Origin of the sequence: Kribbella lupini, from assembly GCF_039529595.1 — a bacterium.
GTDB classification, from domain to species: domain Bacteria; phylum Actinomycetota; class Actinomycetes; order Propionibacteriales; family Kribbellaceae; genus Kribbella; species Kribbella lupini.
The window spans coordinates 1,820,738-1,838,433 of sequence record NZ_BAAANC010000002.1 but is presented as its reverse complement, the minus strand read 5'-3'; the positions used below and the strand labels follow the sequence as shown (position 1 = coordinate 1,838,433).

Below are 17,696 nucleotides of genomic sequence, written 5' to 3'. Positions count from 1 at the left end.
TGATCACCGGCATGACCTCCGACGTCATGGCCGGATCGTGGTCCGCGGCGGCAGGGTTCTGGTCAACCGATCCTGAGGAGGACACGATGACCCTGGCCGAGCAGTACTTCGCCATCTGGAACGAGACCGACGCCGAGCAGCGGGCCCGGCTGATCGAGAAGACCTGGGCGCCCGACGGCACCTTCGTCGACCCGAGCTTCGCCGCCACCGGGTACGACGAGCTGAGCGCGATCGTCGGCACCGCGCACGGGATGTTCCCCGGCCTGCGCTTCACGGTCACCGGCACGGTCGACGAGCACCACGACCACCTGCGCTGGAGCTGGGAACTGGCCGCCGAGGGCCAGCCGGCCGTTGCCGGAGGCACCGATGTGGTGACGGTCGCCCCGGACGGCCGGATCCGCGCGGTGATCGGCTTCCTGGACTTCGCCCCCGCCCACTGACCGGAGTGCCGGGGTTCACTTCGTGGGGTTGATCGTTCCACGCCTGGCCGACGACCCGCCGGGTTCGTAGCTTGGTCGCCATGATGCTCAAGGGACTGCTGGCGCTGGGCCTGATCGGAGCGGGCCTGCTGCCCGCCGTACCGGCTGCCGCCGCCGCGCCACTCGACTGGAAGCCCTGTGACCAAGGGCCGACGATCGAGTGTGCGCGGCTGACGGTGCCGCTCGACCACGCGAATCCCCGCAAGGGGACGACCGAGCTGTTCGTCGCCCGGATCCCGGCGAGCGACCAGGCGCACAAGCTCGGGGTCCTGACCTTCAACCCGGGCGGCCCGGGCGGGGCCGGCGCTTCGATCCTGGAGGCCGGCCTCGGTGCCGACCTGTTCGGCCCGGAGCTGCTGAAGCGGTTCGATGTGGTCAGCTTCGACCCGCGCGGAACGGGTCAATCGAGTCAGCTCGACTGCGGTCCGGTGCTGCGGCCCGGCGTACCGGTGTTCCCGCGGACGAAGCACCAGTACGACGCGATGGTGGCGGCCAGCCGCGAGCTCGGAAAGGCCTGCCTGGCCAAGAACGGCGAGCTGATGCGCCACCTCGACACCCGGACCGCGGCCCGCGACCTCGATGCGATCCGCGCCGCGCTCGGCGTCGAGAAGCTGAGCTACTTCGGGCCGTCGTACGGGTCGTACCTGGGGACGACGTACGCGCAGCTCTTCCCGCGGCGGGTCGACCGGATGGTGCTCGACGGGATCGTCGACCACGCGCAGGGATCGACCCGGTTCGTGCTCAGCGAGGCGCGCGAGATGGAACGCGGGTTCGACCGGCTCGCGGCGTGGTGCGCCGCGACGCCGGAGTGCGCGCTGCACGGCAAGGACGTCGGGAAGGTGTACGACGCGGTGGTGCGCAAGGCCGATCGCCGGCCGCTGACCGGCGGGGTGAACGGCGACCAGATCCGGATGGCGCTGCCGATGTTCCTCCCGACGCTCGGTGACCAGGCCGGTCCGTGGAGTGCCTTCACGTCCGCGCTGGCGAAGGCGTCGCAGGGTGACGGGTCGGGATTCGTCGGCGGCAGCTACGTCGGGTACCCGGAGTCGGCGTACACGGCGGTGTCGTGCATGGACTTCCCCGGCGAGTTCCGCGGGTACGCCGACGTGCGCGCACGCCTCGCGCTGGCTCGCGCGGTCGCTCCGCGCGTCGGCGCCGCGGTCGAGGGCTGGGTGATGGCAGCTTCGTGCTCCGGCTGGCCGATCCCACCGACCAACCCGTGGAAGCCGACGCCGATCTCCGACGTACCGGGCGTGCTGATCCTCAACAACACCCACGACCCGGCCACGCCACTCGACCAGGCCGTCAGCCTGCACCACCAGATCCGCGGCAGCCGCCTGCTGGTCAGTGACACCTACGGCCACACGTCGTGGTTCAACTCCGAGTGCGCCCGCGGCCACGCGACGACGTACTTCCTCACCGGCAAGCTTCCTGCCCGGGGGACCACCTGCTAGAGAAGGAGGATTTGCGGCTAGCGTGCGGGGAGTGATCGAGTTGCCGCAGTCCTTCCTGGAGATGCCGCGCTGGTGGACCGAGGGCGCCGACTGGCTGGCCGGTCTGCCTGCGGCGGTGGAGCAGCAGTGCTCGCGGTGGGGGCTGACGATCGCCGGCCCGGTCGCGCACGGGTCCAACGCCGTGGTGGTTCCGGTGGAGCGCGGCGGGGAGCAGTTCGCGCTGCGGATGTCGCCGCCCGGCGACGAGGTCTCCGACCAGGTGAGGGCGCTGCGCTGGTGGGACGGTCGGGGAACGGTCCGCCTGTACGACGCCGACGCGGCGCGGGGCGCGATGCTGCTGGAACTGCTCGGCGATCCGCTCGACGAGCGACCGATCCGGGAAGCGGTCGAGGTCCTGGGCGGCCTGATGCGCCGCCTCGGCGTGGACGGGCCGGCGGACGCCCTGTCCACCCAAGAGATCGTGCGCACCCGCGCCCGGGTGATGGAAGGGCAGATGACGGGGCAACCCGGGGCAATCGACCGGGCGTACCTGACGGCCGCCCTGGACGTCGCCGACCAACTGGCCGGCTCCGAGGCGACGGCCGCGGTCAACGGCGACCTGCACTCGGCGCAGGTCCTGCGCGGGGAGCGCGAGGAGTGGCTCGTCGTCGACCCGCTGCTCTACCGCGGCGACGTCGAGTTCGACCTGGGCCGCGTGCTGTGGACGCGGCTCGACGAGATGGCGGACGACGCGGAGATCAGAGCGTGCTTCGACATCGTCGTACGAGCGGCTGGGCTGGACCACTCGTACGCGCGCGACTGGGTCGTGTTCAGGACGGTGGACTACTGGCTCTGGGGCCTGAGCGTCGGCTTGACCACCGATCCGGTCAGATGCCGACGGCTCCTGGACGCTCTGAGCTACCGATGAACCAGACCCATCTCATCCGGGCGTCACTCCTCGCAGGGCAGCGATTACCGCTCTGATCCGCCCCGATCTGCCCTTGCGTGTGGTCTCGCCGCCGGGCGCCGGGCGGATCATGATGAGCAGCATGGTGTTGAGGCGGAGGGCATGAGCAGTCTGGAGTTCGACCCGGAGGTGTCGCGGCAGATCGAGGCGATGTACACGACGCCGGACGTGGTCGAACAGCGACGGGTGGTCCGGATGGCGCTGGCGTTGCGGCCGGGGGACCGGGTGCTGGACGTCGGGGTCGGCCCGGGGCTGCTGGCCGCGGAGATGGCCGGCGAGGTCGGTCCGGACGGGCGGGTCTGCGGCGTGGACATCAGCGACAGCATGCTGGCGATCGCCGGCACGCGGGCCGACGTACCGGGTGGTCCGACACTCGAGCTGGAGGCGGCGTCGGCGGCGCGGCTGCCGTACGGCGCGGAGAACTTCGACGTCGTCGTCTCCACCCAGGTCTTCGAGTACGTCGACGACGTCGCGGGCGCACTTGCGGAGATCCGCCGCGTCCTCCGCCCGGCGGGCCGCGTGCTGCTGCTCGACACCGACTGGGGGTCGATCGTCTGGCGCTCCAACGACGACGCGCGGATGGCCCGCGTGCTGAAGGCGTTCGAGGAGCACCTGCAGGACCCGCACCTGCCCCGCTCCCTCGGTGAGGCGCTGGACAAGGCCGGATTCACCCGCACCCACCTGCAGGTCATCCCGCTGCTCAACGTCGGCTACGACCACCGCACGTACAGCGCCGGCCTGATCGACATCGTCTCCGCCTTCGTCCCCGGCCACGCGAACATCACCGCGGCCGAAGCCGAGGCCTGGGCCGACGAGCTCCGCAGCCAGGGCGAGTCGTACTTCTTCAGCCTCAACCGCTACCTCTTCGTCGCCTCGGCCATCTGAGCCCACAGCTCAGCGGTCGCCGGTTCGACGGCAGCGTCGCGGATCCGCTGGAAGTTCCGCCCGCCCCGGGAGAACGTGAACGCGACCGCAGGCGGTACGTCGGCGTCGGTGAACGGCCTCGCCAACCACTCGCACGGCCGCACGTGCACGAGATCGACGGCAACCGCTGACGCGTCGTACCGCCACGGCCCGCCGAGTCGTCCGAGCCGGTAGATCCCGTCGATCTCCCGGGTCCAGACGAAGGCGCCCTCGGGGACCTCGGCGAAACGCTGGAGGCGCCGCGCTGTTCGTTCGTCGTACGAGGTGCTCAGGCGCTCGATCGCGTCGTCCAGCCCGCGCGGCGGTGGACGGAGGACGCCGCCGATGCCGCAGAGCCCGAGCTCGAGAGCGCGATCGACAGCGAGGCCGTCAGGTACGTCGTCGCGGCGGGAGCGCATCGGCGCTCGGTAGACGGGAGGACTCACGTCTCGTCACCGGGGGGCGCGGTGGAGGGTGGCCAGGGGACGGGCGCACCGTGGGATGCGCCCGCCTCCTTCGGTCGTTCTCCCGCCCCTCAGTGGGAGAACTCGCGGCTCGGTGAACTCCACCCATGCCCGAATGGGGCTGACTGAACCGCGGGACATGACTACAGGTACCCCACTGCCACCGGGTCACACCCGCTCCGAAGCGAAAACTTTGCATTCCTCGAACGCGGGAAGCTGTAACGCCCGCCGCGCCATGGACGGACGGCACGGAGCTGCCTAGCCTGGACCGCGGTTCCGTGGCAGGGGAGGTCGCGGACGTGAAGGTGGGGGACGGTGCACGATGACGGAGCAGCAGTACGACGACGAGCTGACCGAGGCGGAGCTGGACGAGCTCGAAGCGCTCGCAGCCGCGGAGGACGCGGCGCTGATCCTTGGGAAAATAGATGCCTGAGGCAAGGATGTCCTGGCGGGGCGCGACGCTGTGCGCGCGGACGGTCGCGATGCTGCAGGCGGCCGAGAAGCTCGCAGGGGTGCCGTTCACGATCATCCAGGGGTCGTACAACCGAGGCGGCGTCACGGCCTCGGCCGGAACGCACGACGGCGGAGGCGCGGTCGACCTCGCGGCGGACCGGCTGACGGCCGTCCAGCGCAAGGCCGTCGTACTGGCGATGCGGCAGGTCGGGTTCGCCGCCTGGCTACGGACGCCGGCGCAGGGGAACTGGCCGTACCACGTGCACGCGATCGCGGCCGGCGACAAGGACCTGTCCCGCGGCGCCGCGCACCAGATCGCGGAGTACCGGCGGTGCAAGAACGGGCTGGCCAACCGCGGCGCCGACGACGGTCCTCCGGGGTACTACGGGATGACCTGGGAGATCTACCTGAAGTACCACCCTGGGACGGTGCCCGCGGCGCATGCGCCGCCGCAGCCGAACACGACGATCTCGCTCGGCGCGATGGAGTACGCCCGGACGCACGACTCGATGAGCGGCGTCTGGGGCGCCGACCGGGCGCAGGTGCTGGCCTGGGCGGCGCACCCGAAGGTCGCGGCGATCGGCAAGCACGAGACCAGGCCGCCGACCGGGGTGCCGTGGCGGCTGCACTTCCAGCAGATGACCCGCAAGATCCAGCAGAAGTTCAAGCTGCCGGTCACCGGGCGGTTCGACGCCACGACGGCCGCGGTGATGAAGCGCTACGGCTACCAGATCATTGCCTGACGCAACGACAAGGCCCCACCGGTAGCAGCCGGTGGGGCCTTGATTGGTCCACTACCACCCGGGCACTCCCGGTGCAGCTGTGGAGGTTGGAGAGCGGAACCGGCGCCGATGCAGGGGTCAAGACGCCGGCTCCGCTTGTCTTCGGGTTACCTCGGGCTCGCCGCCCAGGTCTGGGCCTGGTGGAACTCGAGGTGCTGCGTCGCGCCGGGCGAACCGACCGCGCCGACGTGCTGCAGGGTGGGGACGACGACCGCCCGTACGTCGGTCCGCTTCGCCTCGTCCAGCAACGCGTTGAACGCGGCGGACTGGGCGGCGTCCCGCTCGGTGTAGACCGTGCCGAGGGTGAACCCCTCGGTGGTGGCGTACGCGACCAGGGCATCGGTCGCGGCGGCCAGCTCCTCCGCGCAGCTGAGCGCGTCGGCCCGGACGTAACCGAGCAACGTCGGGCGGGTGGTCATCGGACCGGGCCGCTGCTGACGAGCGCGGGCTCGTTGGTGACCCGCAGCGAGGCGAACCGCCGCCGCATGGCCTCCTCGTACTGCGCTGCCTGGTCGGCGGTCGCGGTGTGGTCCGCGATCGTGTGAGCGCCGAACCAGACCCGCACGCGGCGCTGCTCTGCGGGGATCTCCAGCGACTCGGTCATGGGGGCGTTTCCTTCGGGTGGAATGAGGTGCCGAGCGGGACACTCGGGCGCCTCGAGGGGACGGGAACCGTGAGCGCGGGGCTGGTCGCCGACAGTGAGGAAGCCGGTGACCGATCTCACGTGCTCACGGGTGGTAAGGAAAGAACACCCCATAAAGCACTATCCCGGGAATAGACCGGCAGGGACCTTTACAGAGGCCTTACGCCGCCCCCCGAAGCGGTCCCCGACGCGAAGGAAAACCCCTGGTCAGGCAGGGTTGGGACCGGTTCCGGCGGCCGCACCGGTATAGCCCTGTCAAGATTGTTCACAGGGATTTACCGATAACGATTCGGCCGCCGGCCGGCGCTCAAAACGATGAGCGTTGAATTGTCGGATGTCCTGGTAACCCTGAGCTATCAGGCGGCCACCGTACGGCGTACCAGGCCGGGCGCACCGGCGATCAGACCGAGCACGGCCGCAGCCAGCGGTACGACGAGCGCCGTGCGGAAGTCGGCGACGGTCAACTCGTCGGCCGCCGCCAGGACGGCGGCGACGATCGCCAGGCCGAGCGCCGACCCGAACTGGAACGACGTGGTGAGTACGCCGCTGGCCAGGCCCTGCTCGGCCTCGGCGACGCCGTCGGTCGCGGCGATCGTGAGCGGGCCGTACGCGAGCGAGAACGCCAAGCCCAGCAGGAGGAACGTCGGCAGCATCGCGAAGTAGGTCCAGTCCGCACCCAGCGGAAGGAACAGCGCGTAGCCCGCGACCGCGAACGCGAACCCACCGAGCACCACCTTGGCGTTGCCGAAGCGGTTGACCAACCACGGCGTCAGCGTCGGTGCGAGGACCGAGTCGATGCCGATCACCATCAGGGCCAGGCCGGTCTCCAGTTCGGACCAGTGCCGCAGCTCCTGCAGGTAGAGAACAGCGACGAACTGGAACCCGACGAACGAGCCGACCAGGGCGACCGCGCCGAGGTTGGCCCGCACGAGTGCGGCGTTGCGCAGGATGCCGAGGCGGATCAGCGGTGCCGGCGTACGACGTTCGATGGCGACGAACAGGGTGAGCAGCAGGAGGCCGGCCGCGAGGGTGAGCAGGGTCTGGAGGACCGGGACGTCGGGCGCGCGGACGACCGTGGCGACCAGCAGCATCATCGCGCCGGTCAGCGTGAAGGCACCGGCGAGGTCGAAGACCTTCTTCTCTCCGGTGGTCGGCGCTTCCTTGGGCAGGAGGATCAGCGCGGCGGGGAGCAGGACCGCGGACAGGACGACCGGGGCGAAGAACACCCAGCGCCAGTCGATCGCGGTCAGCAGGCCGCCGACGACCATGCCGAGCGAGAAGCCGGCCGCCGCGATCCCGGCGTACACGAGCAGGGCCTGGTTGCGCTGCTTGCCCTCGGGATAGCTGGTCGTGATGATCGACAGGCCGGCCGGGGTCATGAAGCCGGCCGCGATGCCGGTGACGAAGCGGGCCAGGATCAGCACCCAGCCGTCGTTCGCCAGGCCGCCGAGGCCGGAGAAGACGAGGAAGACGGCGAGCCAGCCGACGAACATCCGGCGCCGGCCGAGCAGGTCCGCCGCGCGGCCGCCGAGCAGCACGAAGCCGCCGTACCCGAGCACGTACGCGCTGACCACCCACTGCAGCTCGCCGGTCGACAGGCCGAGCTCGGCCCGGATGGACGGCAGGGCGACGCCCATCATCGAGACGTCGATGCCCTCCAGGAAGATCGCGCCGCACAGCACCAGCAGCACCGCCCAGGCGCGGGCGCCGAGGCGGGCGGGTGCTTCGGTCGTTGACATATGTGAGTTCCTCATCGTTCGGTCGGTGATCTCTTGTAACTGACTCCATCGTGAGGAACCATCAAGGAGTATGGAAGAAGGCACTTCAAAGGAACCGGGTTACTCCTGCTGCACCGAGGACGCGTTCCAGTGGGACACCCGGGAGGACTGCGAGGTCCGGCAGATCCTCGACCGAATCGGCGACAAGTGGTCGTTGCTGGTGATCGCGCTGCTCGACAACCGCAGCCTGCGCTTCACCGAGCTGAAGACGACCATCGACGGGGTCAGCCAGCGGATGCTCACCGTGACGCTGCGGCAGCTGGAGAGGGACGGGCTGGTACGGCGTACCGTCCACCCGGTCGTGCCGCCGCGCGTGGACTACGAGCTCACGCCCCTGGGCGTGACGCTGCACGCGACGATCCAGTCGCTGGTGACGTGGACCGAGACGCACCAGCACCAGATCGCGTTGGCGCGCGCGGCCTACGACATCCGGGCTGCCGCGGAGAAGGCTGGGGTGTAAGCCCCGCCCTGCTTCCGCCCCCCGCGCCGCCCTGCTCCCGCCCCCCGCCGCCCTGCTCCCGCCCCCCCCGCGGCCCCGCGCTACCGCCGCGCGGCTCCCGTGCTTTCCCTTTCTTTCCCCGGAGATAGGGTCGAGGGATGGGGATCGCAGCGCGGATTGCCGCCGCTCAGTTGTCAGGGCTCACGCGGAGCCGTCGCCAGATCGTCGCCGGTCCGCTGGTCGGGCTGCTGCACGACGACGACGTGTGGTTCCTCTCGAGCATGCTCGCCTCAGACCCCGGCGCTCCGTTCGACCCCGACGAGGTCTCCTGGGCGCTCGACACCATCCGCCAGGCCTTCGCCGCCGAGGGCCGCTGGCTGCACGGCGAGCTGATCGAGGAAGCCAATCCCGGCCTCGCCGAAGCCCTCACCGAGCACGGCATGGTCGTCCGTTCCCGCCCGCCGCTGCTCGCCGTCGAGCCGGCCGATCTCGTCGTCCCCGAGTTCCCCGACGGCGTCACCGCATCGCTCGTGGCGACACCCGACGACCACGCCGAATCCAACGCGGTCGCCGCCGACGCGTACGAGACCGAGGACGTCGTCACCACCTTCCAGCCCGACCCTGCCAACGGCGGCGCCGTCCTGATCCGCGAGAACGGCGTACCGGTCGCGACCGCTTCCTGGACCGCGATCGCCGACGGCGTCACCGAGGTCGCCGGCGTCGGCACGCTGCACACGCACCGCCGCCGCGGCTTCGGCGCGCTTGCGACGGCGTACGCGACGCAGCAGGCGTTCTCCGCCGGTGCCGATCTCGCGTGGCTCACCCCCGGCGACGAAGGGGCCGACCGCATCTACCGCCGCCTCGGATACGCGCTCAAGGCAACGGCCGTCCACTTCGGCGACCCCGGCGGCCACCTGGACGACCTGGTCTAGGAGGGCTTCCGCGTCAGCTCCGCCGGATGTCCCGGTACGGCGTACAGCGTGAGCGGCGCAGCCAGGACGGCGAACGCGGCCAGTAGGTTGAGCGTCACCGGCAGTTCGGCGACCAGCGTGAGCGCCGGTGCGGCGAGCGCACCGACGACCGCCGCGAGTGCGTCGACCGCGAAGAACAGCGCACCGACCTGCGCGAGCATGCTCGGCGTGGTCACGCGCTGCACGGTCGTCTCGGTGGTGATCAGCAGCACGCTGCCGGGCAGCCCGATCAATACGGCGGCCGCAATCGCCCATGGAATGCTCGGCGCGTTGACCAACGCGAAGAACGCCGCCCCGGTCGCGAACTGGGTCGTTGCGATCAGATCGCGAATCCCCAACCAGGACAGGGCTTTCACACTGACCGCGGCCCCGAGCAGGTACCCGGCGCCGAGGCCGGAGAACACGTAGCCGACCGTGTAGCCGGGCGCGCCGAGCCGGTCGACCATCAACGGCACCAGCAACGCCGTCAGCCCGGCGTTGGCGATCAGGAAGACACCGTTCCCGGCCAGCAGGCCACGCAGCGGCCTCGACCGTACGGCGTACTGAAGGCCCGCCAGTGGTCGAAGCGGTTGGTGTGGCGCCCTGGTCGGCCGGGTCCTGATCGCGGCGATTGTTGCTGCCGACAACAAGTAGCTCACGATGTCGACCGCGAGCACGAAGGTGATCCCCGGTCCCGCCAGCAGCAACGCACCCAGCGGCGGCGCCCCCAGTCGGGTCACGCTCCCTGCAAACGCGCGTGCCGCATTGGCGGCCACCAACTCCGGCCCGGTCCCCACCACGCTCGGCAGCAACGCCCGCGACGCCGGCCGGAAGACGGTCGTCGCGATGTTCTCGACCAGCACGGCCAGGTAGATCAACCACAATCGTTCCGGCCGATCGGCGAACAGGATCAGCCCGACCGCGGCCGCACTCACCAGATCGGCCACCCACATCGCCCGCGCCAGGTCCCACCGATCCAGCAGCACTCCCGCCCAAGGCCCCAGCAGGAGCGCCGGCAACGCCTCCAACGCCAAGGTCAACCCGGTCGCCGCCGCGGACCCCGTCAGCTGGAACACGTGAAACGGAATCGCCACCACCAGCAGCCAGGACCCGACCCCCGACACAGCACCGCTGGCCCACACCAACCGAAAGTCCCGATTCCCCCAGATGCTCACTCGTTCGACACTATCCCCACGGAACAATTCTAGGCAATACTGTTCTGACAAGATAGTCTGGTCGCGTGGACCTAGGCGCAGAACTCAAAGACCGCCGCAAGACCGCCGGCCGAACCATCGCCTCGGTCGCCGTCGACGCCGGTCTCTCCGTCCCCTACATCGCCAACCTCGAGAACGGCCGAGGCAACCCCACCCTCGCCACCCTCACCCGCCTCGCCGAAGCCTTGGGCACCACGCTGAAGGTCGACCTGGAAGATCAACCGACCACCGACGTCGACAACCTCAGCCCTCGGACCGTACAAGTGATCGGCCACCTGGCCGCCACGCAAAGACGAACAGAACAAGCAGTTCGTGATGACCTGCTCAGCACCCTGAACGCTCTGAAAGAGTTGCTGGGAAGAGAGCCGACCACCCGTGACATCGACCGCCTGCTTGACCTCGCGCTGCTGGGAAGTTAGAAACTGGTTGTCCCGGGCAACCTGACGGACATGGCAGAGGCAATCGAGCGGCGCAGTATCGACGTCGTCCCGGCGGAAGAGCGCCACGGCACCCCGATCAGCCAGTTCACGCTGTGGTTCGGCGCCAACATGCAGGTCACCGCGGTCGTCGACGGCGCCCTCGCGGTGGTGTTCGGCGCCGACGCGCTCTGGGCGATCGTCGGCCTGCTGATCGGCAACGTCCTCGGCGGCATCGTGATGGCACTGCACGCCGCCCAAGGCCCGCGACTCGGCCTGCCGCAGATGATCTCCAGCCGCGCCCAGTTCGGCGTGTACGGCGCCGTCGTACCGCTCGTTCTCGTCGTGATCATGTACCTCGGCTTCGCCGCCACCGGCACCGTCCTCGCGGGCCAGGCGGTCAACAAGATCCTGCACGTCGACACCGCCGCGATCGGCATCATCATCTTCGGCGTCCTCACCGCCGTGATCGCCACGCTCGGCTACCGCTGGATCCACCTCCTCGGCCGGATCGCCACCGTCCTCGGCATCCTCGGCTTCACCTACCTCGGCATCCGCCTGCTGATCACGGACGACGTCGGCGCCCTGCTCGGCGCGAAGCCGTTCGACGTCGTCACGTTCCTGCTCGCGATCTCCCTCGGCGCCGGCTGGCAGCTCACCTTCGGCCCGTACGTCGCCGACTACTCCCGCTACCTGCCCGCCGACACCCCCGAGCGGACCACGTTCCTCGCCACGTTCCTGGGCAGCGTGATCGGCTCCCAGTGGTCGATGACGCTCGGCGCGCTGGTCGCCGCCAGCGGAGCCGGCTTCCTCGCCAACCAGGTCGGCTACCTCGGCGACCTGGCCGGACCCGCCGGGATCGCGCTCCTGATCTACCTGGTGATCGTCGTCGGCAAGCTCGCCGTCAACTGCCTGAACGCGTACGGCGGCTCGATGACGCTGCTGACCACGGTCTCCGCCTTCACCCGCGCCGCCCGCATCGGCCCGGCCGCACGCGCGGCGTACACGAGTTGCTTCCTGCTCGTCTCGGTCCTGGTCGCGATCTTCGCCTCGGCGGACTTCCTCGACAACTTCAAGAACTTCGTGCTGGTCCTGCTGATGGTCTTCACCCCGTGGAGCGCGATCAACCTGACCGACTACTACCTGATCTCCCGCGAACGCGTCGACGTACCGGCGCTCTACAACCCCGACGGCCGCTACGGCCGCTGGAACGTCGTCGCCCTCGTCTCGTACGCCGTCGGCATCGCCGCGCAGATCCCGTTCCTGGCCCAGAAGCTCTACACCGGCCGGATCACCAACGCCCTCGGCGGCGCCGACATCTCCTGGCTGGTCGGCCTCGCTGTCACCGCGGCCCTGTACTACCCGTGGTCCCGCCGCACCACCACGCCCGTCAACACCTGAGGCCCGGCGCCTTTCAGGGCGCCGAGCCTCAGAACCACTCAGCCGAGCGTCGGTACGCCGCGCGCACCCAGTCGTGCGGTAGCGCCGTGCGCTCGGTTGCGCGTTACCGCGTCGTACCGATCACCGGACCGTGAAGCCCGCCTTGCGGAAGGCGTCGGCGAGGGAGCCTTCGTCCATCGGGGTCTCCTTGCCGCCCTGACCCGCCTGGCCGCCGCGTCCGCCCTGACCGCCCGGCCCACGCCCACCAGGACCACGCCCGCCGCCCTGGCCGCCCGGACCGCGTCCGCCGCCGCCCTGGCCCGGTCCGCGACCGCCGCCACCGCCCGGTCCGCGGTTCTGTCCGCCGCCTGAGCGGCCGGACGTCGGCGCGCCGACCTCGTCGTCGAGCCGCAGCGTCAGCGAGATGCGCTGCCGCGGGATGTCGACCTCGAGCACCTTCACCTTGACGATGTCGCCCGGCTTGACCACCTCGCGCGGGTCCTTGACGTAGTTCTTCGACAGCGCCGAGACGTGCGCGAGCCCGTCCTGGTGGACGCCGATGTCGATGAACGCACCGAAGGCCGCCACGTTGGTGACCTGGCCCTCGAGCTTCATCCCCGGCTTCAGGTCCCCGATCTTGTCCACGCCCTCGGCGAACGACGCGGTCTTGAACGCCGGCCGCGGGTCCCGCCCCGGCTTCTCCAGCTCGGCCAGGATGTCGGTGACGGTCGGCAGACCGAACGTCTCGTCGACGAAGTCGGCCGCCTTCACCGACCGCAGCGCGGCCGTGTTGCCGATCAGCGCCTTCAGGTCCGAGCCGGTCTTGTCCAGGATCCGGCGGACCACCGGGTACGCCTCCGGGTGCACGCTGGACGAGTCCAGCGGGTCGGCGCCGTCGGGGATCCTCAGGAAGCCGGCCGCCTGCTCGAACGCCTTCGGGCCGAGCCGCGGCACCTCCTTCAGCGCCGCCCGGGACGCGAACGGCCCGTACGTGTCGCGGTGCTGAACGATGTTGTCCGCGAGGCCCTGGGTGATGCCGGAGACCCGGGTGAGCAGCGGCGCGGACGCCGTGTTCAGGTCGACGCCGACGGCGTTCACACAGTCCTCGACCACCGCGTCGAGCGAGCGCGACAACGAGTTCTCCGGGAGGTCGTGCTGGTACTGGCCGACGCCGATCGACTTCGGGTCGATCTTGACCAGCTCGGCCAGCGGGTCCTGCAGTCGGCGGGCGATCGAGACCGCGCCGCGCAGCGAGACGTCCATGCCGGGCAGTTCCTGCGAGGCGAACGCCGACGCGGAGTACACCGACGCGCCCGCCTCGGAGACGACCGCCTTGGTCAGCTTCAGCTCCGGGTGCTTCGCGATCAGCTCGGCGGCCAGCTTGTCGGTCTCGCGCGACGCCGTACCGTTGCCGATGGCAATCAGATCGACCTGGTGCGCGGCGCACAGCGCGGCCAGCTGGGCGATCGACTTGTCCCATTGGTTCTGCGGGACGTGCGGGTAGATGACGCCGGTCGCGGTCACCTTGCCGGTCGCGTCGACGACGGCGACCTTGACGCCGGTCCGGAAGCCCGGGTCGAGGCCCATCGTGGCGCGGGTGCCGGCCGGGGCGGCCAGCAGCAGGTCGCGCAGGTTCGCCGCGAAGACGCGGACCGCCTCGTCCTCGGCGGTCTGCCGCAGCCGCATCCGCAGGTCGATGCCTAGGTGCACCAGGATCTTGGTCCGCCAGGCCCACCGGACCGTGTCGATCAGCCACTTGTCGCCGGGGCGGCCCTGGTTCTCGATGCCGACCTTGCGGGCGATGGTGGTCTCGTACTCCGTGGGGCCGTCCGCCTCGACGCCGGCCGGCAGCGGCTCGACGGTCAGCGTCAGCACGTCCTCCTTCTCGCCGCGGAACATCGCCAGGATCCGGTGCGACGGCATCCTGCCGAACGGCTCGTCGAAGTCGAAGTAGTCGGAGAACTTCGCGCCGTCGGTCTCCTTGCCCTCACGGACCTTGGAGGCCAGCCGGCCCTGCGTCCACAGCCGCTCCCGCAGCTCGCCGATCAGGTCGGCGTCCTCGGCGAACCGCTCGACCAGGATCGCCCGGGCGCCGTCCAGCGCGGCCTGCGGGTCGGCGACGCCGGCCTCGGGGTTCACGAACACCGCCGCCGCGGCGAGCGGCTCGTACGACGGGTCGCTCAGCAGGCCGTCGGCCAGCGGCTCCAGCCCGGCCTCGCGGGCGATCATCGCCTTGGTCCGCCGCTTCGGTTTGAACGGCAGGTAGATGTCCTCCAGCCGCGACTTCGTCTCCGCGGCCAGGATCGACGCCTTCAGCGCGTCGTCCAGCTTGCCCTGGCTCTCGATCGACTCCAGCACGGTCTGCCGGCGCTCCTCGAGCTCCCGCAGGTACCGCAGGCGCTCCTCGAGCGCGCGGAGCTGCGCGTCGTCGAGCTCCCCGGTGACCTCCTTGCGGTACCGCGCGATGAACGGGACCGTCGAGCCCTCGTCCAGCAGCCCGACCGCCGCCTTCACCTGTCCGACCCCGACTTCCAGCTCGTCGGCGATCCGCTGCTCGATCGACTGCAAACCCACTGTGCCGTTCCCCTCTACGTCCAACTGACTGCCGCCCACATCCTTCCCCATCCCACCGACCAACGGCGACTCCCGCCCCCAACCTTGTGGACAAACCCCGTCCGCGGGCCTCATCATCCGGACTCATGAGGGGGATGGGCAGGGAGATGCTCAAGGACGGGTCGCTGGACCCACCACCACGCCTGGTGCGCTACGCGACCGTCGTGTTCGCGGCGGTGACGCTCGTGAACCTGCGCAACGACCACTCCGCGGACGAGATCGTGTTCGCGGCGTTCTTCTGCCTGGCCGCCGTCCTCAACATCGTCGGAGCGAAGGCGATGGCGGACGGGCGCGCGGAGCGGTGGTCCCGGGCTCACCCAGTCCTGAACGGCGGGATCCTGGTCGTACTGGCGGTGGCTGCCTGGTTCGTCCTGCTGTCGGAGTTCTTCGGCGAGCGCATCGGTGTTCTGGCCGGGTTCCCGATCGGCCTGGCGTTCGCCGCCTTCCTCATCTACCGGGAGCTCAACCGCACAGCCGATCAGCCCGCCGACGACGCCCAGCACTGATCAAGCCGCCGCGCCACCCCCGGAAACGGGGATGGCGCGGCGTGTCGCGGAGGTTGATCAGTGGTGGGCGTCGGTCACGCGGCTTCGAGGACCTCGGTGGTCTCCACCTCGACGGACTCCGCAGCCTTGGGCCGCATCAGCGTGCAGGCGATGACCACAGCCGCGGCGACGATGGCGGCGGCGACCGCGAAGGAGAAGTGGAAGCCGCTGGTCAGCGCGTCCAGGGCCGGCTTGCCGGCGGTGGCCAGGGACTCGGTGCGGGTGGCCGACAGCGTGGCCAGGACGGCAAGGCCCAGTGCGGCGCCGACCTCGGCCGTCGTACCGATCAGGCCGGAAGCCAGACCGGCGTCCTCGGGCTTCACGTCGGCCATCGACAGGCCCATCAGCGCCGGGAAGCAGATGCCGCCGCCCAGGCCGAGCAGGATCAGCACCGGCAGGACGTGGACGACGTAGCTGCCGCCGACCGGCGCCTGGGTGAAGAGCACGAGGCCGATCACGATCAGCGACAGCCCGGCGATCAACGGGCGGCGCGGGCCGAAGCGCATCACGAGCTTCTCGGAGTACCGGACCGACAGCAGGCCCATCACCAGCGTGGTCGGCAGGAACGCCAGCCCGATCTCCAGCGCGTCGTACCCGAGCACGCGCTGCAGGTAGAGCGAGCCGAGGAAGAAGATGCCGAACATCCCGGACGACGACAGCGCCTGGACCAGGTTCGCCCCGGTCAGCGTGCGGGAGCGGAAGATTCGCAGCGGCACCAGCGGGTTGGCGGCGGTCGACTCACGGACGACGAAGCAGGCCAGCAGCGTCAGCGTCAGCGCACCCAGCGCGATCGTCCGCGGCGCGGTCCAGCCGAGCTCGGCGGCCGGGCTGACGATGGTGAACACGCCGACCATCAGCGCGGCGGTGATCAGCACGGCACCCGGTACGTCGGTGCCGCGGCCCATGCCGAGGCCCTTGTCCTTATCGATCAGCCGGATCGCCAGCCACGCGGTCGCGATGCCGATCGGCAGGTTGATGAAGAAGATCCAGTGCCAGCTGATCGCCTGGGTCAGCACGCCACCGGCGAGCAGACCGATCGAGCCGCCGGCGGAGGCGACGAACGCGTAGACGCCGATCGCCTTGGCCTGCTCGCGCGGCTCGGGGAACAGCGTGACGATCATGCCCAGGATCACCGCGGAGGTCAGCGCGCCGCCGACACCCTGCAGGAACCGCGCGGCGACGAGCATCTCCTGCGATCCGGCCAGCCCGCACCACACGGAAGCGGCGGTGAAGAGGGCCAGTCCAGCGACGAAGATGTTCCGCCGTCCGAGCAGGTCACCGAGCCGACCGGCCAGCAGGAGCAGGCCACCGAAGGCGATCAGGTAGGCGTTGACGACCCAGGCGAGCGACGAGCTGGTGAAGCCCAGGTCGTCCTGGATCGCGGGCAGTGCGACGTTCACGACGGTCACGTCGAGCACGATCATCAGCATCCCGGCACAGAGCGTGTAGAGGGCGAGCCAGCGGGACCTGCCGCTGCCCTGCACGGCCGGCGTCGTCGCCAGGGATTCGGTGGTCGCGTACATGCTGGTTCTCCTCTGGTCCGTAGGTTGCTTACACCCCTACGTCGAACCAGAGCCGCTCAGATTGACACGGTCCCCGAAGTTTTTTCCTCCTGCGTCCGCGGCGGCCGTGAGATCCAGTACGCGATCAGCGCCGGCACCAGCCCGGACCCGATCACGAACAGTGTCGGCAGCCGTCCGACGACCAGGAACCACGTCGCCAGCCCGATCACCCCGCCGGCCACCGGGAGTGACCGGCGGAGCAGGAACAGGTTCGCCGTACGGAAGACGCTGCGCGTGGTCGCGTCGTCCTCGGCCTGCGGCAGCACCGCGAGCGCGCTCAGGTAGAGCCCGACGATCATGCCGGTGAGCGGGACCAGGATCGCGAGCGCGAAGATCCGCACCGGGCCGTTGGTCGAGGCCCAGAAGAACAGGCCGAACGCGAGCGCCACGCCACCGAAGTACAGCGCGAGCCCGGACAGCCAGAAGCGCTTGAAGCACCACTTGAACTCGCCGAAGAACCGCCGCATCAGCGCGGGATGCTCCTGCCCGATCGCGTACGGCAGCACCCGCTGGAGCGCGAACGCGGCCGGGAACAGCGTGACGATGCCGACGCTCAGCAGCAGGAAGACCAGCTGCAGCATCAGCAGGTCGCCGACCAGCGAGAGCTTCGACATCACGACGTTGGTCCGGCTGGTGGCGTCGCTCACACCGGTTCCTCCTGGTTCGTCGGCACAG

18 protein-coding genes are annotated in these 17,696 nt (G+C 70.1%); 10 read left to right on the top strand and 8 right to left on the bottom strand.

Annotated features, from left to right (window positions below; all coding sequences use genetic code 11):
- Positions 1–11 precede the first annotated feature (11 nt).
- The 4 genes from ABD235_RS22055 (at position 12) to ABD235_RS22040 (ending at position 3,764) form a co-directional block, all read left to right on the top strand.
- Positions 12–440: a nuclear transport factor 2 family protein gene (locus ABD235_RS22055; protein ID WP_344176964.1), complete on the top strand. Its 429-nt coding sequence runs from the start codon at positions 12–14 to the stop codon at positions 438–440.
- Positions 441–520: 80 nt separating this feature from the next.
- The gene (locus ABD235_RS22050; RefSeq protein ID WP_344176962.1) at positions 521–1,933 is read left to right on the top strand and encodes an alpha/beta hydrolase; all 1,413 of its coding nucleotides are present in this window, start codon (positions 521–523) and stop codon (positions 1,931–1,933) included.
- Between the two features lie 31 nt (positions 1,934–1,964).
- A complete protein-coding gene (locus tag ABD235_RS22045) occupies positions 1,965–2,840 on the top strand; it encodes an aminoglycoside phosphotransferase family protein (protein WP_344176959.1) in 876 nt (291 codons plus the stop codon).
- Positions 2,841–2,981: 141 nt separating this feature from the next.
- Complete coding sequence (locus ABD235_RS22040) at positions 2,982–3,764, top strand: methyltransferase domain-containing protein (RefSeq protein ID WP_344176956.1); 783 nt, start codon at positions 2,982–2,984, stop codon at positions 3,762–3,764.
- Here the strand turns inward: ABD235_RS22040 and ABD235_RS22035 are convergent.
- Entirely contained in the window at positions 3,737–4,228 is a 492-nt protein-coding gene (locus ABD235_RS22035) for a GAF domain-containing protein (RefSeq protein WP_344176954.1), read from the bottom strand. The two genes, ABD235_RS22040 and ABD235_RS22035, sit on opposite strands and share 28 nt — an antisense overlap.
- Before the next feature lie 443 nt (positions 4,229–4,671).
- Between ABD235_RS22035 and ABD235_RS22030 the strand changes: the two genes are divergently transcribed.
- Positions 4,672–5,442, top strand: a complete 771-nt coding sequence (locus ABD235_RS22030; RefSeq protein WP_344176952.1) for a hypothetical protein — start codon at positions 4,672–4,674, stop codon at positions 5,440–5,442.
- A gap of 146 nt (positions 5,443–5,588) precedes the next feature.
- On the opposite strand, the gene ABD235_RS22025 is transcribed toward ABD235_RS22030, so the two are convergent.
- The 3 genes from ABD235_RS22025 to ABD235_RS22015 form a co-directional block, all read right to left on the bottom strand.
- Positions 5,589–5,900, bottom strand: a complete 312-nt coding sequence (locus ABD235_RS22025) for a recombinase family protein (RefSeq protein WP_344176950.1) — start codon at positions 5,898–5,900, stop codon at positions 5,589–5,591.
- Entirely contained in the window at positions 5,897–6,085 is a 189-nt protein-coding gene (locus tag ABD235_RS22020) for a hypothetical protein (protein WP_344176948.1), read from the bottom strand. Before ABD235_RS22020 ends, ABD235_RS22025 begins: the two co-directional genes overlap by 4 nt.
- Before the next feature lie 395 nt (positions 6,086–6,480).
- A complete protein-coding gene (locus ABD235_RS22015) occupies positions 6,481–7,863 on the bottom strand; it encodes an MFS transporter (protein ID WP_344176944.1) in 1,383 nt (460 codons plus the stop codon).
- Between the two features lie 70 nt (positions 7,864–7,933).
- Here ABD235_RS22015 and ABD235_RS22010 point away from each other — a divergent pair, with 70 nt between their 5' ends.
- Both ABD235_RS22010 and ABD235_RS22005 read left to right on the top strand, forming a co-directional pair.
- Positions 7,934–8,362, top strand: a complete 429-nt coding sequence (locus ABD235_RS22010) for a winged helix-turn-helix transcriptional regulator (protein WP_344176942.1) — start codon at positions 7,934–7,936, stop codon at positions 8,360–8,362.
- Between the two features lie 137 nt (positions 8,363–8,499).
- The gene (locus ABD235_RS22005; RefSeq protein ID WP_344176940.1) at positions 8,500–9,273 is read left to right on the top strand and encodes a GNAT family N-acetyltransferase; all 774 of its coding nucleotides are present in this window, start codon (positions 8,500–8,502) and stop codon (positions 9,271–9,273) included.
- Here ABD235_RS22005 and ABD235_RS22000 read toward each other — a convergent pair.
- On the bottom strand, positions 9,270–10,466 hold the full coding sequence (locus ABD235_RS22000) for an MFS transporter (protein ID WP_344176938.1): 1,197 nt from the start codon (positions 10,464–10,466) through the stop codon (positions 9,270–9,272). The genes ABD235_RS22005 and ABD235_RS22000 overlap by 4 nt on opposite strands.
- 65 nt (positions 10,467–10,531) lie before the next feature.
- Between ABD235_RS22000 and ABD235_RS21995 the strand changes: the two genes are divergently transcribed.
- Together ABD235_RS21995 and ABD235_RS21990 are read left to right on the top strand one after the other, a co-directional pair.
- Positions 10,532–10,924 (top strand): helix-turn-helix domain-containing protein, encoded by a 393-nt coding sequence (locus ABD235_RS21995; protein WP_344176936.1) that lies wholly within the window; start codon positions 10,532–10,534, stop codon positions 10,922–10,924.
- Positions 10,925–10,954: 30 nt separating this feature from the next.
- Positions 10,955–12,322 carry a purine-cytosine permease family protein gene (locus ABD235_RS21990; RefSeq protein WP_344176933.1) on the top strand — a complete coding sequence of 456 codons (1,368 nt, stop codon included), beginning with the start codon at positions 10,955–10,957 and terminating at the stop codon, positions 12,320–12,322.
- Positions 12,323–12,442: 120 nt separating this feature from the next.
- Here the strand turns inward: ABD235_RS21990 and ABD235_RS21985 are convergent, their stop codons facing one another.
- Positions 12,443–14,875: a Tex family protein gene (locus ABD235_RS21985; protein WP_344176931.1), complete on the bottom strand. Its 2,433-nt coding sequence runs from the start codon at positions 14,873–14,875 to the stop codon at positions 12,443–12,445.
- Positions 14,876–15,000: 125 nt separating this feature from the next.
- Here ABD235_RS21985 and ABD235_RS21980 point away from each other — a divergent pair, with 125 nt between their 5' ends.
- Complete coding sequence (locus ABD235_RS21980; RefSeq protein WP_344176928.1) at positions 15,001–15,420, top strand: hypothetical protein; 420 nt, start codon at positions 15,001–15,003, stop codon at positions 15,418–15,420.
- Positions 15,421–15,494: 74 nt separating this feature from the next.
- Here the strand turns inward: ABD235_RS21980 and ABD235_RS21975 are convergent, their stop codons facing one another.
- Positions 15,495–16,982 carry a DHA2 family efflux MFS transporter permease subunit gene (locus ABD235_RS21975; protein ID WP_344176925.1) on the bottom strand — a complete coding sequence of 496 codons (1,488 nt, stop codon included), beginning with the start codon at positions 16,980–16,982 and terminating at the stop codon, positions 15,495–15,497.
- A 56-nt stretch (positions 16,983–17,038) separates the two neighbouring features.
- A complete protein-coding gene (locus ABD235_RS21970) occupies positions 17,039–17,668 on the bottom strand; it encodes a DUF624 domain-containing protein (protein ID WP_344176923.1) in 630 nt (209 codons plus the stop codon).
- Positions 17,669–17,696 lie beyond the last annotated feature (28 nt).

Bases quoted from the DNA above. Each gene is read 5' to 3' on its own strand.
- ABD235_RS22055 (WP_344176964.1), top strand. From the start codon at position 12: ATGACCTCCGACGTCATGGCCGGATCGTGGTCCGCGGCGGCAGGGTTC.
- ABD235_RS22050 (WP_344176962.1), top strand. From the start codon at position 521: ATGATGCTCAAGGGACTGCTGGCGCTGGGCCTGATCGGAGCGGGCCTG.
- ABD235_RS22040 (WP_344176956.1), top strand. From the start codon at position 2,982: ATGAGCAGTCTGGAGTTCGACCCGGAGGTGTCGCGGCAGATCGAGGCG.
- ABD235_RS22030 (WP_344176952.1), top strand. From the start codon at position 4,672: ATGCCTGAGGCAAGGATGTCCTGGCGGGGCGCGACGCTGTGCGCGCGG.
- ABD235_RS22025 (WP_344176950.1), bottom strand. From the start codon at position 5,900: ATGACCACCCGCCCGACGTTGCTCGGTTACGTCCGGGCCGACGCGCTC.
- ABD235_RS22020 (WP_344176948.1), bottom strand. From the start codon at position 6,085: ATGACCGAGTCGCTGGAGATCCCCGCAGAGCAGCGCCGCGTGCGGGTC.
- ABD235_RS22015 (WP_344176944.1), bottom strand. From the start codon at position 7,863: ATGTCAACGACCGAAGCACCCGCCCGCCTCGGCGCCCGCGCCTGGGCG.
- ABD235_RS22010 (WP_344176942.1), top strand. From the start codon at position 7,934: ATGGAAGAAGGCACTTCAAAGGAACCGGGTTACTCCTGCTGCACCGAG.
- ABD235_RS22005 (WP_344176940.1), top strand. From the start codon at position 8,500: ATGGGGATCGCAGCGCGGATTGCCGCCGCTCAGTTGTCAGGGCTCACG.
- ABD235_RS21990 (WP_344176933.1), top strand. From the start codon at position 10,955: ATGGCAGAGGCAATCGAGCGGCGCAGTATCGACGTCGTCCCGGCGGAA.
- ABD235_RS21980 (WP_344176928.1), top strand. From the start codon at position 15,001: ATGAGGGGGATGGGCAGGGAGATGCTCAAGGACGGGTCGCTGGACCCA.
- ABD235_RS21975 (WP_344176925.1), bottom strand. From the start codon at position 16,982: ATGTACGCGACCACCGAATCCCTGGCGACGACGCCGGCCGTGCAGGGC.